Source organism: Filimonas lacunae, from assembly GCF_002355595.1.
GTDB classification, from domain to species: Bacteria; Bacteroidota; Bacteroidia; order Chitinophagales; family Chitinophagaceae; genus Filimonas; species Filimonas lacunae.
The window spans coordinates 591,860-610,024 of the sequence record NZ_AP017422.1 but is presented as its reverse complement, the minus strand read 5'-3'; the positions used below and the strand labels follow the sequence as shown (position 1 = coordinate 610,024).

Below are 18,165 nucleotides of genomic sequence, written 5' to 3'. Positions count from 1 at the left end.
GAAGTTGACTAATTGTTTTTGTTCTTTGTTTGTGTTAATGCCCATTTTACCAGGTCTTTGGCAGCCTGGTAGTTCTGATATTCTGCCGGCAGTTTTCTGCCATCTGTATATTCGTTATAAAACCATGGATCGCCTACTGCAAACACAGTACCCTTGCCATATTTAGCCGTAGCAATCAATACGTTTTTACCATCCGTTAAATTGGCTTTGGCACTACCGCTTAACTGTAATGTAGAAATTTCTTTGATATACACTTTGCGTGTAGTAGCGAAAACCGGGTTGCCTGCGGGGATAGTTAATGCCCCCATTTCAAACTGCTGGCCGGTAACTTTATTACGGCTGTCTTCATTGAAGTGAATACCAAATACATCAGACAGGGTAGTGAATTTTTTCAGCTCCGCATTGCCTGCATCGTTTGCCAGCAATACTAACACACCACCTGCTTTTACCCACTCTGCAATATTTTTCACCGATGTTTCATCCATATAATTAGGCTTCGCCGTTTCTTTTTCGGTGTCGGCATCCACTATAATGTATACATCGCTTTTCTTTAAATTGGCGGCAGTAGGCGCTTCGTACAGGGTGTTGGTTTTAGCACCTGCATAGTTAAACGCTTCCCTGAAAAACCAGAAACCGTTGTTATCACGCTCTTCCCATTTGTAGTGAAAAGAAGCCATCTGACCGGTAGCCGGCTCTTTATAAAATTCGTTGTTGAAGTAAGAATCCAGTGTTACGGTTTTGCCTTTGCCGGGTTTAGGCATAGCCGCTATTTCCATTTCGCTGCTGGCCAGTAAAAACGCACCCATGCCTTTAGCATCGTTGGTAATTACTTTTTCTTTTAAGTAATATTCATAGCTGCCATCGCGGTAAGGTTTGCCACCTAAACCAGCTACGGCTACCGTGCTTTTCAGGTTTACCCAGCCACTATCGTTAGGCTCTATAAATTCTTTTTTAATACCTGCATAACCTTGCTGTGCTACTTTGAAGAAGCTGGCAGGTAAGTATTCTTTACGCACGCCTTTGGCAATAGCATATACAAACATACAGGCGGCAGATGACTCGTGGTAGTTGCCTTTGCCCTGTGGCTTATCCAGCACCTGGTACCATAAACCGGAAGAAGCTTCCTGGTGCTTTTGTATAGCAGCGGCGGTACGGCCCAGGATGGCTAACAATGCGGCACGCTTAGGATGGTTCACCGGAAAATAATCCAGCACATCTACCAAGGCCATCGCATACCAGCCCATAGCCCTGCCCCAGAAGTTGGGAGAAAGACCGGTGGTTTTGTTAGCCCATTGCTCTTGTTTAGATTCGTCCCAGCCATGATACAGTAACCCTGTTTTGGCATCACGGGCGTGGTTTTCCATCCAGATAAACTGGTTGGCGATATCGTCAAATGCTTTTTCGTCGTTGATTAAAGCGGCGTACTCCGTGTAAAAAGGCTCACCCATGTACAAACCATCCAGCCACATCTGGTTAGGATAGATCTTCTTGTGCCAGAAGCCACCTTCCTTGGTGCGCGGCTGGCTTTGCAGCTGTTGCCATAAAGTGGTAGCGGCTTTCAGGTAGTTTTGCTTGCCGGTTACCTTGTACAGGGTTAACAGCGAGCGGCCATTCTTTACATTATCAATGTTGTAATCTTCCTGCTTGTAGGTGTTGATGTTGCCATCGGCATCAATGTAATGGTCCATACTTCTTTTAATGTAATCGAAGTATTTCTTGTCGGCAGTACGTTCCCAGATGGCATCGATACCTTCCAGTATAACCCCCTGGTCATACGACCATTTTACTTGTTTTCCAGGTGTAGTACCCATAGAGTCCTTCCAGGTACTCATTACAGTAGCAGCCAGCTTTTCTGAAAGCGATTGGGCACTTACTCCCGTAAGTGGTAATGCTGCAATGGCAAAAGCAATCTTAACGAAGTTCTTTTTCATAATACGTTTCAATTTCCAAATGTCCACCTTCTTTCACAAATCGCACTCCCCCCGTTTATCCATCCGGTAACCTTATTTAACCTGTTATTGAATATTAATTACGTTCGCTGCCACACCTTCTCCCAATTCCAGCTTTTTAGCAGCTTTATTGGTGTCGGTACCTGTAATGGTAATGCCACCGGCGTTAGCCCCACTTACATTTACCAGCACATCGGCCTTGTTATAGGTAATATTGGCAAGGTTAATTTTGTTGCCATTATTAATGCTGATTAACGGGGTGGTTTTGTCGGCTATCAACTGCACGCCTTTCATGTTAATGTTCTTTGCTTCCTGAATATCAATACCTTTCTCTGCTTTCAACACTAAATTCGACAGGTAAATATCGCTAATATTCATTTCCGGCAACCCCCTTATAAAAATGGCCTTGGAAGCGCCATCGCATACCACATCTTTTATGTAAAAGCCGCGGAACACGGGCGTAGCTTCTGTAACGGGTAATAATTGTACTTTAGGTGCATCGCGTTTTTCACCTGCCAAAGGCACGGGGTCCTGTGCTGCATAGTACATATCAAACAGGATGGCTTCACCAGGAATATCTTTCATCACAATGTTGCTGCAATAAATGTTCTCTACCACACCACCACGGCCACGGGTAGTTTTAAAACGCAGGCCAATATCAGTGCCGATGAAAGAACAATCAGATACATATATGTTACGGGCTCCGCCGCTCATTTCGCTACCTATTACAAAGCCACCGTGTGCATGATACACAGCACAATTGCGTACAATTACATTCTCGGTGGGCATACCGCGTTTACGGCCTGCTTCGTCACGGCCCGATTTAATACAAATGCCATCGTCGCCCACATCAAAGGTGCTGCCTTCTATTAACACATTTTTGCACGATTCCAGGTCAATACCATCCCCGTTTTGTGCATACCACGGGTTTTTAACATACACATTACGTAATGTTAAATCCTGGCACATTAAGGGGTGCAGATTCCAGGCCGGTGAATTTTGAAAGGTTACACCTTCCAGTAATATGGTTTTACAATTGGTGAACACCAACAGGTTGGGACGTAAAAAGTCTTTAATGCTTTGGTAAAATTCCGGCGTTTTATCGGCAGTGATTTCACCGGGGTTCTTCATTTTAGAAGCCTTCTGGTTCTGTTCTGAAGGATACCATATTCTATTGTCTTCGCTTACAACGCCACCAGAGGCCACCAGTTTTTTCCACTGTGTGTCGGTTAACTTGTCTTTTTTCACCTGGCGCCAGGCATCGCCACCGCCATCAATGATACCAGCACCGGTAATGGCAATGTTCTGCTGGTTATCAGCGCTTAAAGGCGATTGGTTACGCATTTGATCCAGTCCTTCCCAATTGCCTTTTACTAAAGGATATTGCGAAAAATCTTTGGTAAACTGTACCAGCGCATTGGCCTGCAGGTGCAGGTTTACGTTGTTTTTAAGTACAATAGGCCCCGTTAACCAAAAGCCACCGGGCACCACTACTACCCCACCGCCTTTTTTACTGCACGCATCAATAGCGCCGTTAATGGCCTGGGTGTTTAAAGTAACGCCATCGGGTTTGGCGCCGTAACGCGTAATGTTAAATGTGTCTTTTCTGAATGATACCTGCTTTACTTTAGGTAAGGGCTGAGCCTGCATAGTTGTATTACACAACACGCCTGCTAACAATGTGACTACGCAATAACCTTTTAAATTCATTACAATCGTTTTTACATAAACAAAAAGCTACACAGGACGAACCCGTGTAGCCATGCTTTCCAATAACAACCACTTTATTCTAAAACCAGTAAACCTTGAACACGTATTTAATGTTTGTCCCATCACCGCACCATTCAGATATTCCATGACAAGCGCTTTAGAAAGGGCAAGTGTAGGCATATATTCCTGAACATATCCAGTTATAAATCAATTTATTTGTGCAAACGTTACCGCAATCGATCCCGAAAGGGGTTTGATATATTATTCATTGAAAATCAACCAAATACAACTAGTCATCCAATTCCCTTATCTTTAAGCCGTGTTCAGGACCTGACTAAACTTCTTTATACCTGTTTGTTCGATATGAAATTTGAAGCGGTTACCATTAAGGATATTGCCAAAGCGCTGGGTTTATCAACTTCTACCGTGTCAAGGGCATTACGTGACAGTTATGAGATTAGTGAGGACACTAAAAAGCTGGTAAAAGAGTATGCCACCAGTATCAACTACAGACCCAACCCCATCGCTCTTAGCCTGAAGGAAAAGAGGAGCCGGAGTATTGGCGTAATTGTGTGCGAAATTGCCAACAGCTTTTTCTCGCAGATTATAAATGGTATAGAATCCATTGCCTACGACCAGGGCTATAATGTTACCATCTCCCAAAGCCACGAATCGTTTGAACGGGAGGTGCTGGATGTAAGCCACATGGCTTCCCGCTCTATTGACGGGTTGCTGATTTCCGTTTCGGCCGAAACCCAAAACTTCGACCACCTGAAAAAACTGCACGCCCAGGGCTTGCCGATTGTATTTTTTGATCGTATTGTACACGAAATAGCCACCCATAAAGTAACAACCAACAATGCGTCGGGCGCTTATGCAGCTACCACGCACCTGATTGAAAACGGTTACCGCCGTATTGCCAACCTGGCTGCGGCTGATTATATGACCATTACCCAGGAACGTTTAAGCGGCTACAGAAGCGCACTGGCCGACAAGGGCATTGCCTACGACGAGCGCCTGGTAAAACATTGCACCCACGGTGGTATGCTGGAGCAGGAGGTGCAAACTGCGCTGGACGATTTATTTGCCCAGCCGCAAAAACCCGATGCCATAGTTGCCAGCGCCGATAAACTCACCACCAACTGTTTGCGCTACCTGCACAAAAATGGCATTACCGTACCAGATGATATTGCCCTGGTAGGCTTTAGCAATTCAGACCTCACCGAACTGTTAAGTCCACCTTTAACTATTGTAAAGCAACCGGCCTTTGAAATTGGCCGCCAGGCTACTGAAATGTTATTGCAGTTAATAGAAGCGAAGCGTCCGGTAAAAGACTTTGAGCATACCGTATTGCCTGCCGAATTATTCATTCGCGAATCTTCTATAAGAAAAAAATAAACCCCACTTAAACAAGCAGGGTTTTCTTACCTAATATAACATACAAACAAAAAAACTTAGATTAATATCATTGTGGCAGGTTTAAACCGCCATTTTTATTCCCATTTGAAAGGCAAAAACCAATCTTTGGCTAATAAACGCGCACGGGTAGCAGCAGCACTGCCATTACCATCCTTCACCAGTTTATTATATACTTTATCTGCCACAAAAGCAGGCTCGTTTCTACGTATAGCTATGCGCAACAGATCGGCCCAACGGCTGCCTTCATATGCCAGCTCCAGGCCAGATTCGTCTACAATCATATTTTCAATAAGCGTAGTGCTATCAGCACCATTCACCGGCAACGCTTTTAAATGCGCCCGGCCCCTGATTCCTACGTTTCTGTGCCAGGGTGCGCGGAAGGTAGGGTTATCGCCATAACGGGCATCGAACTGGTAAGCAGTTTCCGGATCGAAGGTTTGTTGCGTGTTGGTAACATCGCGCTTGGTGCCTGCACCAGGGCTGTTGTCAAAATTGTAAGAAAGCCCGTTATTCACCAGCGCATAAGCAATTTTATGCCGGCCATCCCTGTTAGCAGCTTCTGCATAATGCAAATGCAGTTGGGCAGCACGATACAAAAACCATTTGCCGGGTTTGTTGAGTAAAGAAGTAGGCAGGTAGGTGGTTTCATCCACATAATTATACAGGTACTTCATAATTACAGGCTGGCCATCCAGGGTTTTATACGTTAGCCTTTTACGGGCATCGTAAGGAAAGTTATTATCTGATTGCACCTGTGCATCCCAGCCATCTATGGCAGCCTGTGAAGGCTTTACCAGGTAGCTGCCACCACGGTTGGAGAACAGATCGATAAAAGGATTTTCAGGGCTAAAGCTGGCATTGAAATACAACATCCAAATCCATTCCGTGTTATACAATGCATCCTGTCCCCTGGCAAAAATAGATCTCCAGCCATAGTCGTTATCATCCACCAGCATATTCTCGCTATACTGGTTTACACGACCATCGTTCCAGTAACCTACCGCAATATCATTATTGGTGGTTACTTCCGACCATTTGATGCGATAGGTATCATAATCGCCGTTACCACCGGTTTCCATTACCTGCTTGTAATAACCCGCAGCCAGTCTTGCATCTATATCAGACTTGGTAAAAGCAGAACGCCACAGGTATAAATCGCCCAACAGGCATTTTTTATTAATAAAGAATTTACCTGTGTTATAGCCATCAATGGTAGTTACCAGGCTCGAACCAGTTACATACACATCTTTATAAGGAATAGAGTCCGTTACTTTAATAAGCGTATCAATAAGCTTATCCAGGCTCAGGCGTGGAAACTTACTTTCATCTTTTACGTCATCAATGGTTTCCAAAGCACTGGTTACATAAGGAACGGTACCATATTGTATACCTGCCTGCAGGTATACCCACGAACGCAATGCTACCACATCGCCATAGCGTTGGTTGAATTCATCGCGGGTAAACTTTTTATTCGCTACCATGATCTGAAAATTCTTGATCACATCATTACAGTTCAGTATCACCTGGTAGTAAGCACGCGGATCGGCATAGGTGTTATTTGACGCTACGTTGTTAAGGGTTACCTGCTTTAGCGCGTCATTGGCGTTATCAGTAACATCCATTAAATCGGCACGCAGTTCGTTTAACACCACATGCTGTTTAGCCAGGTTCATCAGTTTACCATACAATCCCAATATAGCCGCATCGGCATCGTTCACGTTCCTGTACATCTGGGTTTGATCTACCACCTGTTCCGGCTTTACATCAAACATTTTTTTACAGGAAGCTGCCAGCAAGGCTACCACGGGCAGCAGCATTAATATCTTTATTCTATCTATCGTTAGTTTGTTCATATTCATATATTAAAGCGCATCCTGTTTATAAACCAATTTTTACACCTGCCTGTGCTGATTTGAATTGCGGCTGCAATCCCATGTCAACACCCTGTCCCAGCGGTGAATTAGTAACGCTGAATTCAGGATCGTAACCCAGGTATTTGGTAATAGTTAATAAATTGTTGGCTGCTGCATATACGGTCACATATCTTAAAAATCCGGGCTTCAACTTCAGGTTATAGCTTAGAGATATCGTTCTTAAACGGAAATAAGAACCATCTTCTATCCAACGGTCAGAGAAACGGCTGTTGCCTAAAGGATCGCCGTAAGTGGCTTTAGGCATGTTGGTTAACTGGCCTTCTGTTTTCCACCTGTTCAACATGCTTACTAACTGGTTGCTGTAATCGGCACCGGATTCCAGTTTGGCACGTGTATAGTTATATACGTCATTGCCTTTGCTGAAAGTAAACAGGGCATTCAGTGAAAAGCGTTTCCAGGTAAGTACCGTATTGATATTGCCGGTGTAGTCAGGGTTAGGATTACCAATTACCTGCTTATCCTTCTCATCAATAGCTTTATCTCCATTTACATCGGTGAACATCATATCGCCGCCGCCAAAAGAGCCCTGTGAGCCATCCGGACGGTTGGTAGTATACCCTTCTGCCACTGCCGCCGCCTGGGTAACATATACACCTCTGGTTTTATAACCATAGAACAGGTTAGCTGCCTGGCCTGGCGCAGTGATAATTTCGCCACCGGCAAAAGAAGTGATGATACGTGATTTAGGCAGGCTGGTGATCTTGTTGCGATAAGCAGCAATGCCCACGCCCAGATCCCACTTTAAATCGCGCTGGTTAATGATACGTGTATCTATGTTTAACTCCACACCATTGTTTTGCAAGCTGCCACTGTTGCTGTACAGCTTATCTACCCCAACAGCTACATTGGCATCTTCTATCACCAGCATATTGCGCGTTGTGTTATGGAATACATCTGCACTCACACGAATGCGATCGTCCCACACACCTACATCCACACCCAGGTTTAATTTTTTATGGCTTTCCCATTGTAAATGCGGGTTAGCAACATTACCTCTTACCAGCCCCTGCATACCATACAGGTTTTGTGATACATAATACTGACGGGCAGTGTAATCGCCTATATCGTCATTACCTGACAGGCTATAAGCCGCACGTACTTTTAACAGGCTAACAATAGGCAGTGAGCGCATAAACTGCTCTGACGAAATTTGCCAGGCCGCGGCCACATACGGTAACACCGCATAGTTGTTGCCATTGAAAGTAAATGCACCGGGAATATCATGTCCAAAACGGGACGATCCATCTGCGGTAAGGCCTGCTGTTACAAAAAAGCGGTTATCATAAGCGTAATCGCCATTGATATACGTATTCAGCCACCTGTTCCTGGCTTTATCGCCCCCTACTTCCCGTAAGGCAGCTGCACCATAACCAATGTTAATCAGCTCATCGGTGGCAGAGTTATAACCCAGCGCATAGTCCTGTTCAAAAGACTGTTGCTGATAACGAACACCTGCCTGCGCACTTATCACATGCTTTCTTTTGAAAGTTTCTTTATACTGCACCCAGGTATCGCTAAATACAGCCAGCAGGCGTTTTACATTACTACCTGAGCGGTTGTAAGCAATAGCCGATTGCAAAGTATCATGTACAATGCCTTTGCTGGGTACAAATGTATTTTCCCTTATTTTATCATTGGTAACACCAAAACGGGTGCTGATGGTAAAGCGGTTGTTTACCAGGTAATTGAACTGTAACGATCCCACAAAACGGTAGCTACTGTTTTTGGCAATGATCTTTTGCACCAGGCTTGCCGGGTTACCATATCCTAAAGTATCTACATCGGCCAGGTTGGGCGATACAGCACCTTTATCGCTGATGTCGTTTACCGCCATAAAGGGCGATTTTACCAGGGCATTGAATATAGGATTGAGTTTAGGAGAGATTCCTGTATGACGCAGCTTTTGTTGCGTATAGGTAAAAGACAGGTTACTATTGGCAGTAAGACGTTTGGTTAAATTTAAATCGGCATTGAAACGGGTGCCCAAACGGGAGAAATCCGTTTCTTTAATCACACCTTCGTTACGGGCATAGTTCATTGACAGGCCATAAGAAGCAATGTTATCACCACCACTGATTTTCAAAAACGCGTTATTGGATGCACTGTTATCGAATACCTGTTTTTGCCAATCGGTATTATAATGGTAACGGGCATATTGCGTGCTGTTCACATCATCTGTCATGTAAGGCTGGCTGGCAATTTCCTGCTGGCTCAGTCCCTGCGATTGCAGCACATCTGCCAGGTAAGGCCTGTACTGCTGCGCATTCATTACCGGTAAGTTCTTAGGCGCAAAGTTTACGCCGGTATATAAACCTACATCAATACGTGTTGCTTTTTCGGTAGCCCTTGAAGTAGTAATATAAATAACACCATTGGCGCCCTTGGTACCATAGGTAGAAGTGCCATCTTTAATAATAGAGATATCATCAATATCCTGCACATCCAGCCATTGCAATGCGTTGTGCTCGTAGCCTGAAATCAATGAACCTCCAAAATCCCTGGTTTCAAAAATAATTCCATCCACCACTATCAAAGGCATATTGGTAGTATACAGGGAGGAAATGCCACGCAGGAACATAGAAGCCCCCATGCCGGGTGTGCCGGATTTGCGCACAGTTCTTAAACCGCTGGCAATACCCTGCAGCAGGTTATCAGGCGTTTCCTGATTACGTGCCCAGGCTCCACCGGGACTTACGTAAGCCGCAGGTGCAGACACTTCGTTACGGGAACGGCTACCGGCAGGTAATGCAGAAGTAGCATAATAAGAATCGAACGATTCATCGTAGATGCGCACATTTACCACCGAATCGCCCCTTAAAGGCACCTGCCTTTTTTGAAAGCCATCGCTGCTGATAAACAGGGTAACATCTTTAGCAGGAATTTTAATACTGAACTTTCCTTTTTCGTCGGTAATAGCGGCTGAAAAGCCTGGTACAGATATATTCACACCCGCCAGTGGCTTACCGGTAGCTGCATCGGACACGGTGCCTGATGCACGGCTTACCACCACACTGTCTTTTACCACCTTTACTGTTGGCTGCTGTGCCGCTCCTTTTTGCATGCAACATCCAGCTATAGCGAGGAAGAGGAATATACGTTTTACTATATGTTTATGTAACTGCATGTTTATAATTAATACAATACTTTAATAATTTCCTATCGAACAGGTACCAGCCTTATATAATCCAGCAACAAGGCATTTAACGTGGTAGAAGTAATAGTTACATCAGCACTTACCAGAAACATATACACCATACCGTTTCTATACTGTGTTCGCTTATATTCGCCCAGGTACACCTCGTTATAATTATTAGGTGTAATAGCGGTGTAAGCAAACGTGGCAGAGTTGGCGGAGTCCATAGCCAGCTTCTGGTTATAAGGGTTGGCCAGCAAGGTGGTGCTGTTTACTGCACGCCAGTATACTTTATACGTAGTGGTATAAATTTCAGGCGCCCGGTAAATAACGTTAAACTTGTTAACATTGGGTTTATAAGCAAACAGGTCGGTAAACTTGCCGCCATTCAGCGAGTCGTATTGCTGACGGATAAACATACTGGCCGCACCACCACCAACACCCAGGTAAGATTCGCCCTGTATAATCTGTTCAGGAATTTTGCTGGTAAGGCTTACCGCCATTTCGTTCATTACATATACATATCCATTGCTCGTATGATAGGTAGCTACTATGGCCGATTTGTTCACCGCCACACGTACCCCTGTTTTCGCAGTGATACTATCCGGCAGTTGATCTGGTGCATAAGCACCTTCTACCGCCAGGTCTTTTACCACGCACCACTGCGACAAATCTTTTGTACTGTCGGCTGTAGTAGCTGTGTTAAAAGGCGCAAGCCGGTCGGTTTCTGTGCCAAAGGGTGTGTTAGCCAGCACAAACACCGTATATTCTTTCTCTTCTTTATTTACGTCATATACGCTATTGGTAAAACGGTTAAGGATAACCGAATCAGTACCTTCTTTATAAATGGCTTCGCCTGTTTCCGGATTTACCCCCACCTGCACTGCGTTGGTTAAATCACGTACTTTAAAGGTTTTGGTAAACAGATAGGCGGCCATTATGTTACCTTGCCTGCTTAACGAGTCAATGTAATTCCAGCAGTTGCCTACAGGCGCTGCACTGGCTGTAATAGCATGCAACACTCCGTTAGCTGCTACCCTGTCGAACAGGGTTATTGTAGCATTCTCAAACGCATCCGGGCTAAACCAGGCATATTTACCATCCAGCAACGCAACACGCTTAGCGCTATCGCGCACGCTGGCAATAAACCAGCTTTGCGTAGCTATATGGTGCGCTACAAACTGCTTTAAATTGGCAGCATTGTTTACAATGGCTGTATCCAGGTTTTTTAAAGCATTATTGGTAGGTGCCCATACGGTAAAGTTTTTAGAAAGGCTTAGGGTATCGGCATATCCTGTTTGCTTTAAATAGCCCGCAAACGTACTTAGTTCTGCATTGGCCGTTACCTGCTGAAAAAGGTTATTATCTACATATACTGCCTTGGCATCATGGTCTTCCCATTTACGCGTACATCCCATAGCCAGCAGCAATACGGCAGCAAAACTTATTTTTATGTTCCTCAACATTTTATTCTGTTATATCATCATTTGAATTAGTATACCATTGTGCCATCTATCGCAAAAGTGGGCGAGTATTGGTTCATATTCTCTGGTATAAAATGGATCATGTCAATAGTAACCGCACCGGCCGCATCACCTGTTGGCACAAATTTTACTATATGCCTTCCTGTGTTGGTAATGTCAATAGTACCAATCAGCTTGCTACACATAACGTTGTTATTGAAAGCAGCGGTAGCAGAATAACGTTTCCAGCCTTGCGCATGAATTTCATCATCTGTAAGATTCTGACCATAACGGTAATCGCCAAAGGTTACCAGTCGTGGCATCAGCACACCATCGATATAAGTTTGGGTAAGGTAGCCCCCGCCTGGCTTTGTGGCGGTACCACCACCACTTCTCCAGCAAATCCAGACTTTATACTTGCCCTTAATAATGATAGGCGATTTAAATTGTATCCAGTTAATGGTTTTACTTGCTGAGCTGGTTCTTAAAGATGGAATACTGAACAGGTCGTTATAATAGTAACAGTTTTTGCCATCAGAGGCAGAACATACGTATTTGATAGTGGCTTCATCCCAGGTTACATCTGCCAGATCACCCACGTTAAAATCCTGACTGGCACCTGTTTTACGGAATACAGAAGTTAATTTCCTGATCTCTGGCTGATCTGCCAGATCCCAATAAACCGGTGTGGGATAGCGCACTTTAATATAAATATTACCTGCCAGATCGTTCAACACACCATTGGTGGCCGACACATCACTGGTGGTACGGTTTACATCAATTCCTTTTTCAAAAACGCCAGCCATGGTTTCTTCGTTAATACGAACAGTATCGCCTCTCAGGGTAATAAGCAATACCTCCTGTGGAGCCAGCGTATTGTGAGAGGGAGAAGAAACCAGGTCGGCTACATATTTTAAACCATCCAGAATGTGATAAGCCATATACAAATGCAGGCTATCGGAAGCCAGCAATGGATTGCCCGTGTTGGAGTACTTTGCTTTCAAGGCATCAAAACTGCTGATACCAGCAGCCTGAAAAACAGCATTCTTCTGCGCCATTACCGAAAGCCAGCGCGGTGTGGTATCATTGATATACTTCAACGAGCTTAAAGTATCGTAGTAACCGGTAGCTTTCAGGGCTTGTGTAAATATGCTGTAATCGCTGTTTTCTTCCAGCAGTTGTGCCAGCGATTTAGTGCTGGGTACCAGCATATGATCAACAGTGTGCAATATACCATTCGCCACGCGGGTATCTGGCGTAAGCACCACCGAAGTACGGTTTACTACATACTTAGAAACACCATCAGTATTTACCACACCCATTACCAGGTATTCGCCATACATAGTAGGTACCGGCAGTTTACCATCGGTGAACGATGTAGAAGGAATGGTATCTTCCAGCAGGTGGTATTTCACCAGCTTCTTTGCTTCTTCTTCTGTTAAATCACTTGCAGAGGTTTTGCCCAGTGTTTTCATATAGGCATCTACTGCAGCGTTGTTAGGTGCAAATAAGGTATAGGCACCATAAGCATTTAAGTAAGAAGTGGTTTGGGCCTTATCCAATACTTTCAAAAAGTTGGAATAAGTGTCCGGATATCTTTCCATATATCCCACCAGGTTTACATCTTCTGTAGTGGTGGTTACTATATTAATCTTCTTGCAGGAAAACCAGCCGATTACTGCTACCAGCAGTAAGGCTACTTTAATGATATTGGCAATCGCTTTCATACGCAAGTTTTAGTGTTATTGATAGAATGGGTTTTGTACAAGTTTTTTATCGGTTTGCAGCTCGTAGTAATATATCGGGAAATAATGGCTGTTAAAGTCTTTATACTTATTGATGGCCGACTGCTGCCTGTCGGGAGATACCGTATTAATCACCATGGTTAACAGCACCGCCTGCAAACGCCTGTAATTATCTCTTTTAGCATTGCGCAGTAAATCATACCACCGTTTTCCTTCAAATGAAAACTCCCGGGCACGCTCTTCCAGTATAAAATCAGCCACGCCATCCTTATCATCCGGAGCCGGGCTTAGATCTGTTTGCTCCAGTGCATGCGCGCGTCTTCTAATCTGATATACAATATCCAGTGCATCCTGTCCTTTATCCAGCTGGTTTAATGCTTCTGCTTTCATCAGCAGCACATCGGCATAGCGATAGATAATCCAGTGGTTGAACGAGGCAGCAGAAGTAGCGTCCCACGCATATTTTCTGATGCCGTTGTTATTGGATTGTACCGCATAGTACCCCCTTACGTCTACACTATCTTCATTTACATAATCTACGGTGTATATTTCATCTATTACCCGTGGGGCTACCTGGTAGCGGCGGGTAGTATTGCTAAAGAGATTATAGAAAGGGTTTTGAGCCTGCGCATCATATTGAAACTCAAAAATGGCTTCATTGGAATTACCTCCGCCTGCAAACAGGTAATACATGCTTCCTGATGACAATAAACCAAACTGTCCTGCATTAATGATCTTATCACAGGCAGTTACCGATTCGGTGTATTTCTCCATCCACAAATACACATCGGCCTGTATGGCATTGATCGTGTACTTAGTAACACGGCCTTTATCATACGCTTTAGTGCCATAAGTAGTTACTGCCATAGGTTCGGCTTTGGTAAGATCGGCTACTACCTGGTCCAGTATCTCAGATTGTTTGCTTTTGGCCAGTTGCTCCACATTATCATCGCTGGTAACCGCTTTCAGCTGCAAAGGCACATCGCCAAAGCTGCGCGCCAGGTAAAAATACATCAGCGCTCTGATGGCATAGGCTTCTGAAAGGTTCGCATTCAGCTGATCCTGGGTAAGCGTAGGATCTTGCTCCAGCACACCAGGCCCCAGCTCTATTACCGTATTGCAATAGTTAATAGTGCGGTATACGCTGGCCCATTTTACCGTGGTGCTGGTAGGCAGCAGGTTTACATTATAAATGTCGTTATCGTCGTTACTGGCAGTACCTGTGGGAATAACCATATCGGCCCTTAACTCACCCCACATAAAAAGATACTCTGACAGTAATTTATCAGAAACTCCATCGGGTAAGCCTATCATAGAGGCATAAATACCTGTTACGGCTGCCGATAACTGCTCTTTTGTTTTCCAGTAGTTCTCTCCCACAATACCATCTACCGGCTTTAACTCCAGCCATTTGTTACAGCCACCCAAAGCAGCAGTAAACAACAGCACCAGTAAACTTCTATATATATATTTCAAATTCATTTCCTTCTTATTTACCATTTAGAATGTAGTGGTTAAACCAAATGTAAAAATCATGGGTGGCGGCGTCATACTGTAATCGGTAGCCACACGGAAAGGATCACTGCCTTTCAGCGTTACCTCAGGATCTTGCCCTGTGTATCTGGTGAAAGTGAGCAGGTTTTCTGCCGTGATGTAAGCGCTTAACGCTTTCAGATGCAGCTTACTTACTATATCCTGTGGCAGTGTATACCTGGCAGTTACTGTGCGTAAACGCACAAAAGACGCATCTTCCACATACCGGTCGCTACCCAGCCAGTTGTAGCCGGAAGCGTATAAAGCACGTGGCATATCGGTAACATCCCCTTCTTTCCTCCACCTTCTTAAGGTAGCAGTACTTTGGTTGCTGTAGCCATACATGTTGGTGGTGGTCATTTTAGTGCTGTTAATTACGTCAGCACCCATACGGTAGTTAAAGAAGGCCGTTATTTTGAGGTTGCGCTTTAATGTAAGCGTTGCACCAAAACCGCCACTGAACTTAGGGTTACCATTACCCAGATACACCACATCCATATAGTTAATAGTACCATCGTGGTTAACATCTTCATACATAGCATCGCCCGGCTGGAACACATAATCCGTTGAAGGATAGTTAAAGCGCATGTATACCGTTTGGCCATTAGGACCCACAATCGGCTTTCCACCTTTGTCTCTTGCAATGGTAGAAGCTTTGTCTTTATACACACCTTTGTAGCGATAACCATAGAAAGAACCAAACGGGTTACCTACCTGTAATATCGATTTATAAGAACCGTTGGCAGTAACACTACCGCTTTCTTTAGGGTAGAATTCTGAAATTTCGCGGATGACGTTATCGTTGTGGGATATGTTGAAATTCAGGTCCAGGGTAATATCCTTTTTCCTGATCACTGTTGCCGTTAAACCTAACTCCCATCCCTGGTTATCCATCGTACCTACGTTCATATCCACGGTATTAAACCCGGAATAAGTAGGTATTTGTAAATCGCTGTAGAACATGTCAGAAATACGGTTGCGGTAAAAATCCAGATCAACCATTATTCTGCGCTGAAACATCGACAGGTTAAAGCCAAGGTTCAAGCCTTTATTCACTTCCCAACGCAGATCGTTCAGGCGCATGGCAGAAGGGAACACAGCCGATTGCCCCAGGTAGGTAAAGTTATAAGAGCTATAGGTATTGTAAAAAGTATAATCATATTTAGGCGCCCGTCCGCTATGGCCGTAGCTTGCACGCACACTAAAGTCATCCATCCATTTAGCATGTGCTTTTGCCAGAAACGGTTCGTCAGCTGCCCTCCAACGGGTAGACACTGCCGGGAACAAACCGTAGCGGTGGTTAGGACCAAAACGGGAGTTACCATCGCCCCTGATACTACCATTGATGATATAACGCTTTTTATAATCGTACTGACCGCTAAACAACAAGCCTACTGTACGTGTTTGTGTTTGGCTGGAGCCAATAGCCAGACCTGTTCCGGAAGTACGGCCCGGCACAGAAGGATCCTGCGTTACAGAAGAAGCGATATTGGCTGTTTGCGACTGGTGCGATACATATTTATAATCACTCGTCATTAAAGAAGTAAAGAACGAGGCGGAATGATCTTCTGAAAGCTCCGGTGTATAGCTTAACGAGGTTTTGGTTTGCACGCTAAATGCATCGCCATCCCCATCGTATGCGCGGTTTACCGTAGTTTCTATCCAAGGGCGTCCGGTTGCTTCCTGTGGTAAAAACGTATTGTTTTTGGTATTATTAATATCAAACTGCACATCTGACACCAGCATCAGCCTTTTAGGCTTGATGTCGTATTGCAGATTAAAGTGGGGCACTATACGTTCACCTATAATTTTGTTAATAGCCGTTTCTGCCATCGCCAACGGGTTGTAGGTGCCTGGATAATAGCCTTGCGTATTAGCTACAGGCGATAAATAGTTAGGCGTAAGGTTGCCGTATTTATCATACTCGTAAATAGACATGTTGGGCATTTTCAGGTAAGCGATGTTACGGATACCATCAGAGCCATCTGTGTTATTTACATAGTTACGTGCCGTATTGCTATGGGTATAAGATAAATCGGAACGGAAGCGGATGCGGTCAGATACGTTATAATCGAGGTTAATACGCGCATTCATCCGGGTTAAGCCCGTTCCAATGGTAATACCTTTATAATCATAGTAACCTACCGAAGCATAATACTTTGCTTTTTGTCCACCACCTGACATAGACAGGTTATGATCCTGTACATAGCCCATGCGGGTAATAGCTTCTACCCAGTTCGTGTTATTGCTGTAATTATAATACCAGTAAGGATCGGTAGGATCGTAAGAAAATTCTTTTTGTGTTTGCGTGTTCAACGGTGATCCGTTACGGTTCATCACCATTTCGGGCATCAGGGTAGAATACTGATCGCCATTTAACATGGGAATAGCCTTTGGCGCAAAAGTGAGGGACGCCTTCATGGTATAAGTAAGAGAAGGACTGCCCATTGCACCACGCTTGGTATTGATGATTAACACCCCGCTGGCTGCCTGCGAACCCCATACCGCAGTAGCGGCCGCATCTTTCAGCACGGTAATATCTTTAATATCCGAAGGTGCAATATTCAGTAACGACGCGTAGCCTTGTTCATCAGCCGTACCAAAGTTAAAGTCAGAAGGCACTGATGTTTCGTAAGGCATACCATCTACTACAATCAACGGGTTATCGTTAGAGTTAATAGAAGCCGTACCACGTATTTTAATAGACATAGCCGCACCAGGGTCACCGGAAGCTGCTGTAATGTCCACACCTGGTAACCTTCCCTGCAAAGCCTGATCAATAGAGCTGGCCTGCATCTCTTCCATTTCTTTGGCGCTGATAGATGCCGCAGCTGTAGTACGGTATTTGTCGGATATCGACATCATACCATTGTTATTCTTTTTATCCGCTACCACAATTACCTCATCCATGTCTTTACCGGAATGCGTTAACTGGAAGTTGTGTACCGCCTTACCGCCTATTGACGAAACCTCCGATTTGTAGCCAATGAATGCTACCGAGATCCTGTTTTTAGGGTTAGATACTTTTAAAGCATAGTTACCTTCCAAATCGGTAGTTACGCCTTTAATAATCCGGTCGTCTTTATCAATTTCGGCCACCAGTGCGCCATCAATAGGCGTTTTATCTTTTGCATTAATTACCTTTCCACGTACCAGGGTTATGGGCTCGGCCGCATTCTGCGCATATATCCGTTGCACAGGCATAAAGCAGCACAGTAGCAGCAGTGTATAGATAACAGGAACAATTCTTTTCAACATATATATCATTTACCTGTATTA

Annotated in this window: 9 protein-coding genes; 1 reads left to right on the top strand and 8 read right to left on the bottom strand. The window is 44.4% G+C overall.

Translation table 11 applies throughout. From position 1 onward, the window contains the following. Nucleotides 1-8: 8 nt before the first annotated feature. Both FLA_RS02520 and FLA_RS02515 read right to left on the bottom strand, forming a co-directional pair. Nucleotides 9-1,931 carry a glycoside hydrolase family 88 protein gene (locus FLA_RS02520; RefSeq protein WP_076381825.1) on the bottom strand — a complete coding sequence of 641 codons (1,923 nt, stop codon included), beginning with the start codon at nucleotides 1,929-1,931 and terminating at the stop codon, nucleotides 9-11. Between the two features lie 84 nt (nucleotides 1,932-2,015). Then, the gene (locus tag FLA_RS02515; protein ID WP_076381824.1) at nucleotides 2,016-3,659 is read right to left on the bottom strand and encodes a glycoside hydrolase family 28 protein; all 1,644 of its coding nucleotides are present in this window, start codon (nucleotides 3,657-3,659) and stop codon (nucleotides 2,016-2,018) included. Between the two features lie 363 nt (nucleotides 3,660-4,022). On the opposite strand from FLA_RS02515, the gene FLA_RS02510 reads away from it, so the two are divergent. Then, nucleotides 4,023-5,057 carry a LacI family DNA-binding transcriptional regulator gene (locus tag FLA_RS02510; RefSeq protein WP_076381823.1) on the top strand — a complete coding sequence of 345 codons (1,035 nt, stop codon included), beginning with the start codon at nucleotides 4,023-4,025 and terminating at the stop codon, nucleotides 5,055-5,057. Nucleotides 5,058-5,152: 95 nt separating this feature from the next. Here the strand turns inward: FLA_RS02510 and FLA_RS02505 are convergent, their stop codons facing one another. The 6 genes from FLA_RS02505 to FLA_RS02480 are packed head-to-tail and all read right to left on the bottom strand — an operon-like array spanning nucleotide 5,153 to nucleotide 18,144. Further along, nucleotides 5,153-6,931 carry a RagB/SusD family nutrient uptake outer membrane protein gene (locus tag FLA_RS02505; RefSeq protein WP_076381864.1) on the bottom strand — a complete coding sequence of 593 codons (1,779 nt, stop codon included), beginning with the start codon at nucleotides 6,929-6,931 and terminating at the stop codon, nucleotides 5,153-5,155. 25 nt (nucleotides 6,932-6,956) lie between these two features. Beyond that, nucleotides 6,957-10,136, bottom strand: a complete 3,180-nt coding sequence (locus FLA_RS02500; protein WP_084206474.1) for a SusC/RagA family TonB-linked outer membrane protein — start codon at nucleotides 10,134-10,136, stop codon at nucleotides 6,957-6,959. Nucleotides 10,137-10,168: 32 nt separating this feature from the next. Next, nucleotides 10,169-11,611 (bottom strand): fasciclin domain-containing protein, encoded by a 1,443-nt coding sequence (locus FLA_RS02495; protein ID WP_076381821.1) that lies wholly within the window; start codon nucleotides 11,609-11,611, stop codon nucleotides 10,169-10,171. Nucleotides 11,612-11,637: 26 nt separating this feature from the next. Further along, entirely contained in the window at nucleotides 11,638-13,335 is a 1,698-nt protein-coding gene (locus tag FLA_RS02490) for a fasciclin domain-containing protein (protein WP_076381820.1), read from the bottom strand. Between the two features lie 15 nt (nucleotides 13,336-13,350). Continuing rightward, on the bottom strand, nucleotides 13,351-14,835 hold the full coding sequence (locus FLA_RS02485) for a RagB/SusD family nutrient uptake outer membrane protein (protein WP_076381863.1): 1,485 nt from the start codon (nucleotides 14,833-14,835) through the stop codon (nucleotides 13,351-13,353). Between the two features lie 18 nt (nucleotides 14,836-14,853). Further along, a complete protein-coding gene (locus tag FLA_RS02480; protein WP_231940380.1) occupies nucleotides 14,854-18,144 on the bottom strand; it encodes a SusC/RagA family TonB-linked outer membrane protein in 3,291 nt (1,096 codons plus the stop codon). Between the last annotated feature and the right edge of the window lie 21 nt (nucleotides 18,145-18,165).

Coding starts and splice junctions, on each gene's coding strand:
- FLA_RS02520 (WP_076381825.1), bottom strand. CDS start 1,931: ATGAAAAAGAACTTCGTTAAGATTGCTTTTGCCATTGCAGCATTACCA.
- FLA_RS02515 (WP_076381824.1), bottom strand. CDS start 3,659: ATGAATTTAAAAGGTTATTGCGTAGTCACATTGTTAGCAGGCGTGTTG.
- FLA_RS02510 (WP_076381823.1), top strand. CDS start 4,023: ATGAAATTTGAAGCGGTTACCATTAAGGATATTGCCAAAGCGCTGGGT.
- FLA_RS02505 (WP_076381864.1), bottom strand. CDS start 6,931: ATGAACAAACTAACGATAGATAGAATAAAGATATTAATGCTGCTGCCC.
- FLA_RS02500 (WP_084206474.1), bottom strand. CDS start 10,136: ATGCAGTTACATAAACATATAGTAAAACGTATATTCCTCTTCCTCGCT.
- FLA_RS02495 (WP_076381821.1), bottom strand. CDS start 11,611: ATGTTGAGGAACATAAAAATAAGTTTTGCTGCCGTATTGCTGCTGGCT.
- FLA_RS02490 (WP_076381820.1), bottom strand. CDS start 13,335: ATGAAAGCGATTGCCAATATCATTAAAGTAGCCTTACTGCTGGTAGCA.
- FLA_RS02485 (WP_076381863.1), bottom strand. CDS start 14,835: ATGAATTTGAAATATATATATAGAAGTTTACTGGTGCTGTTGTTTACT.
- FLA_RS02480 (WP_231940380.1), bottom strand. CDS start 18,144: ATGTTGAAAAGAATTGTTCCTGTTATCTATACACTGCTGCTACTGTGC.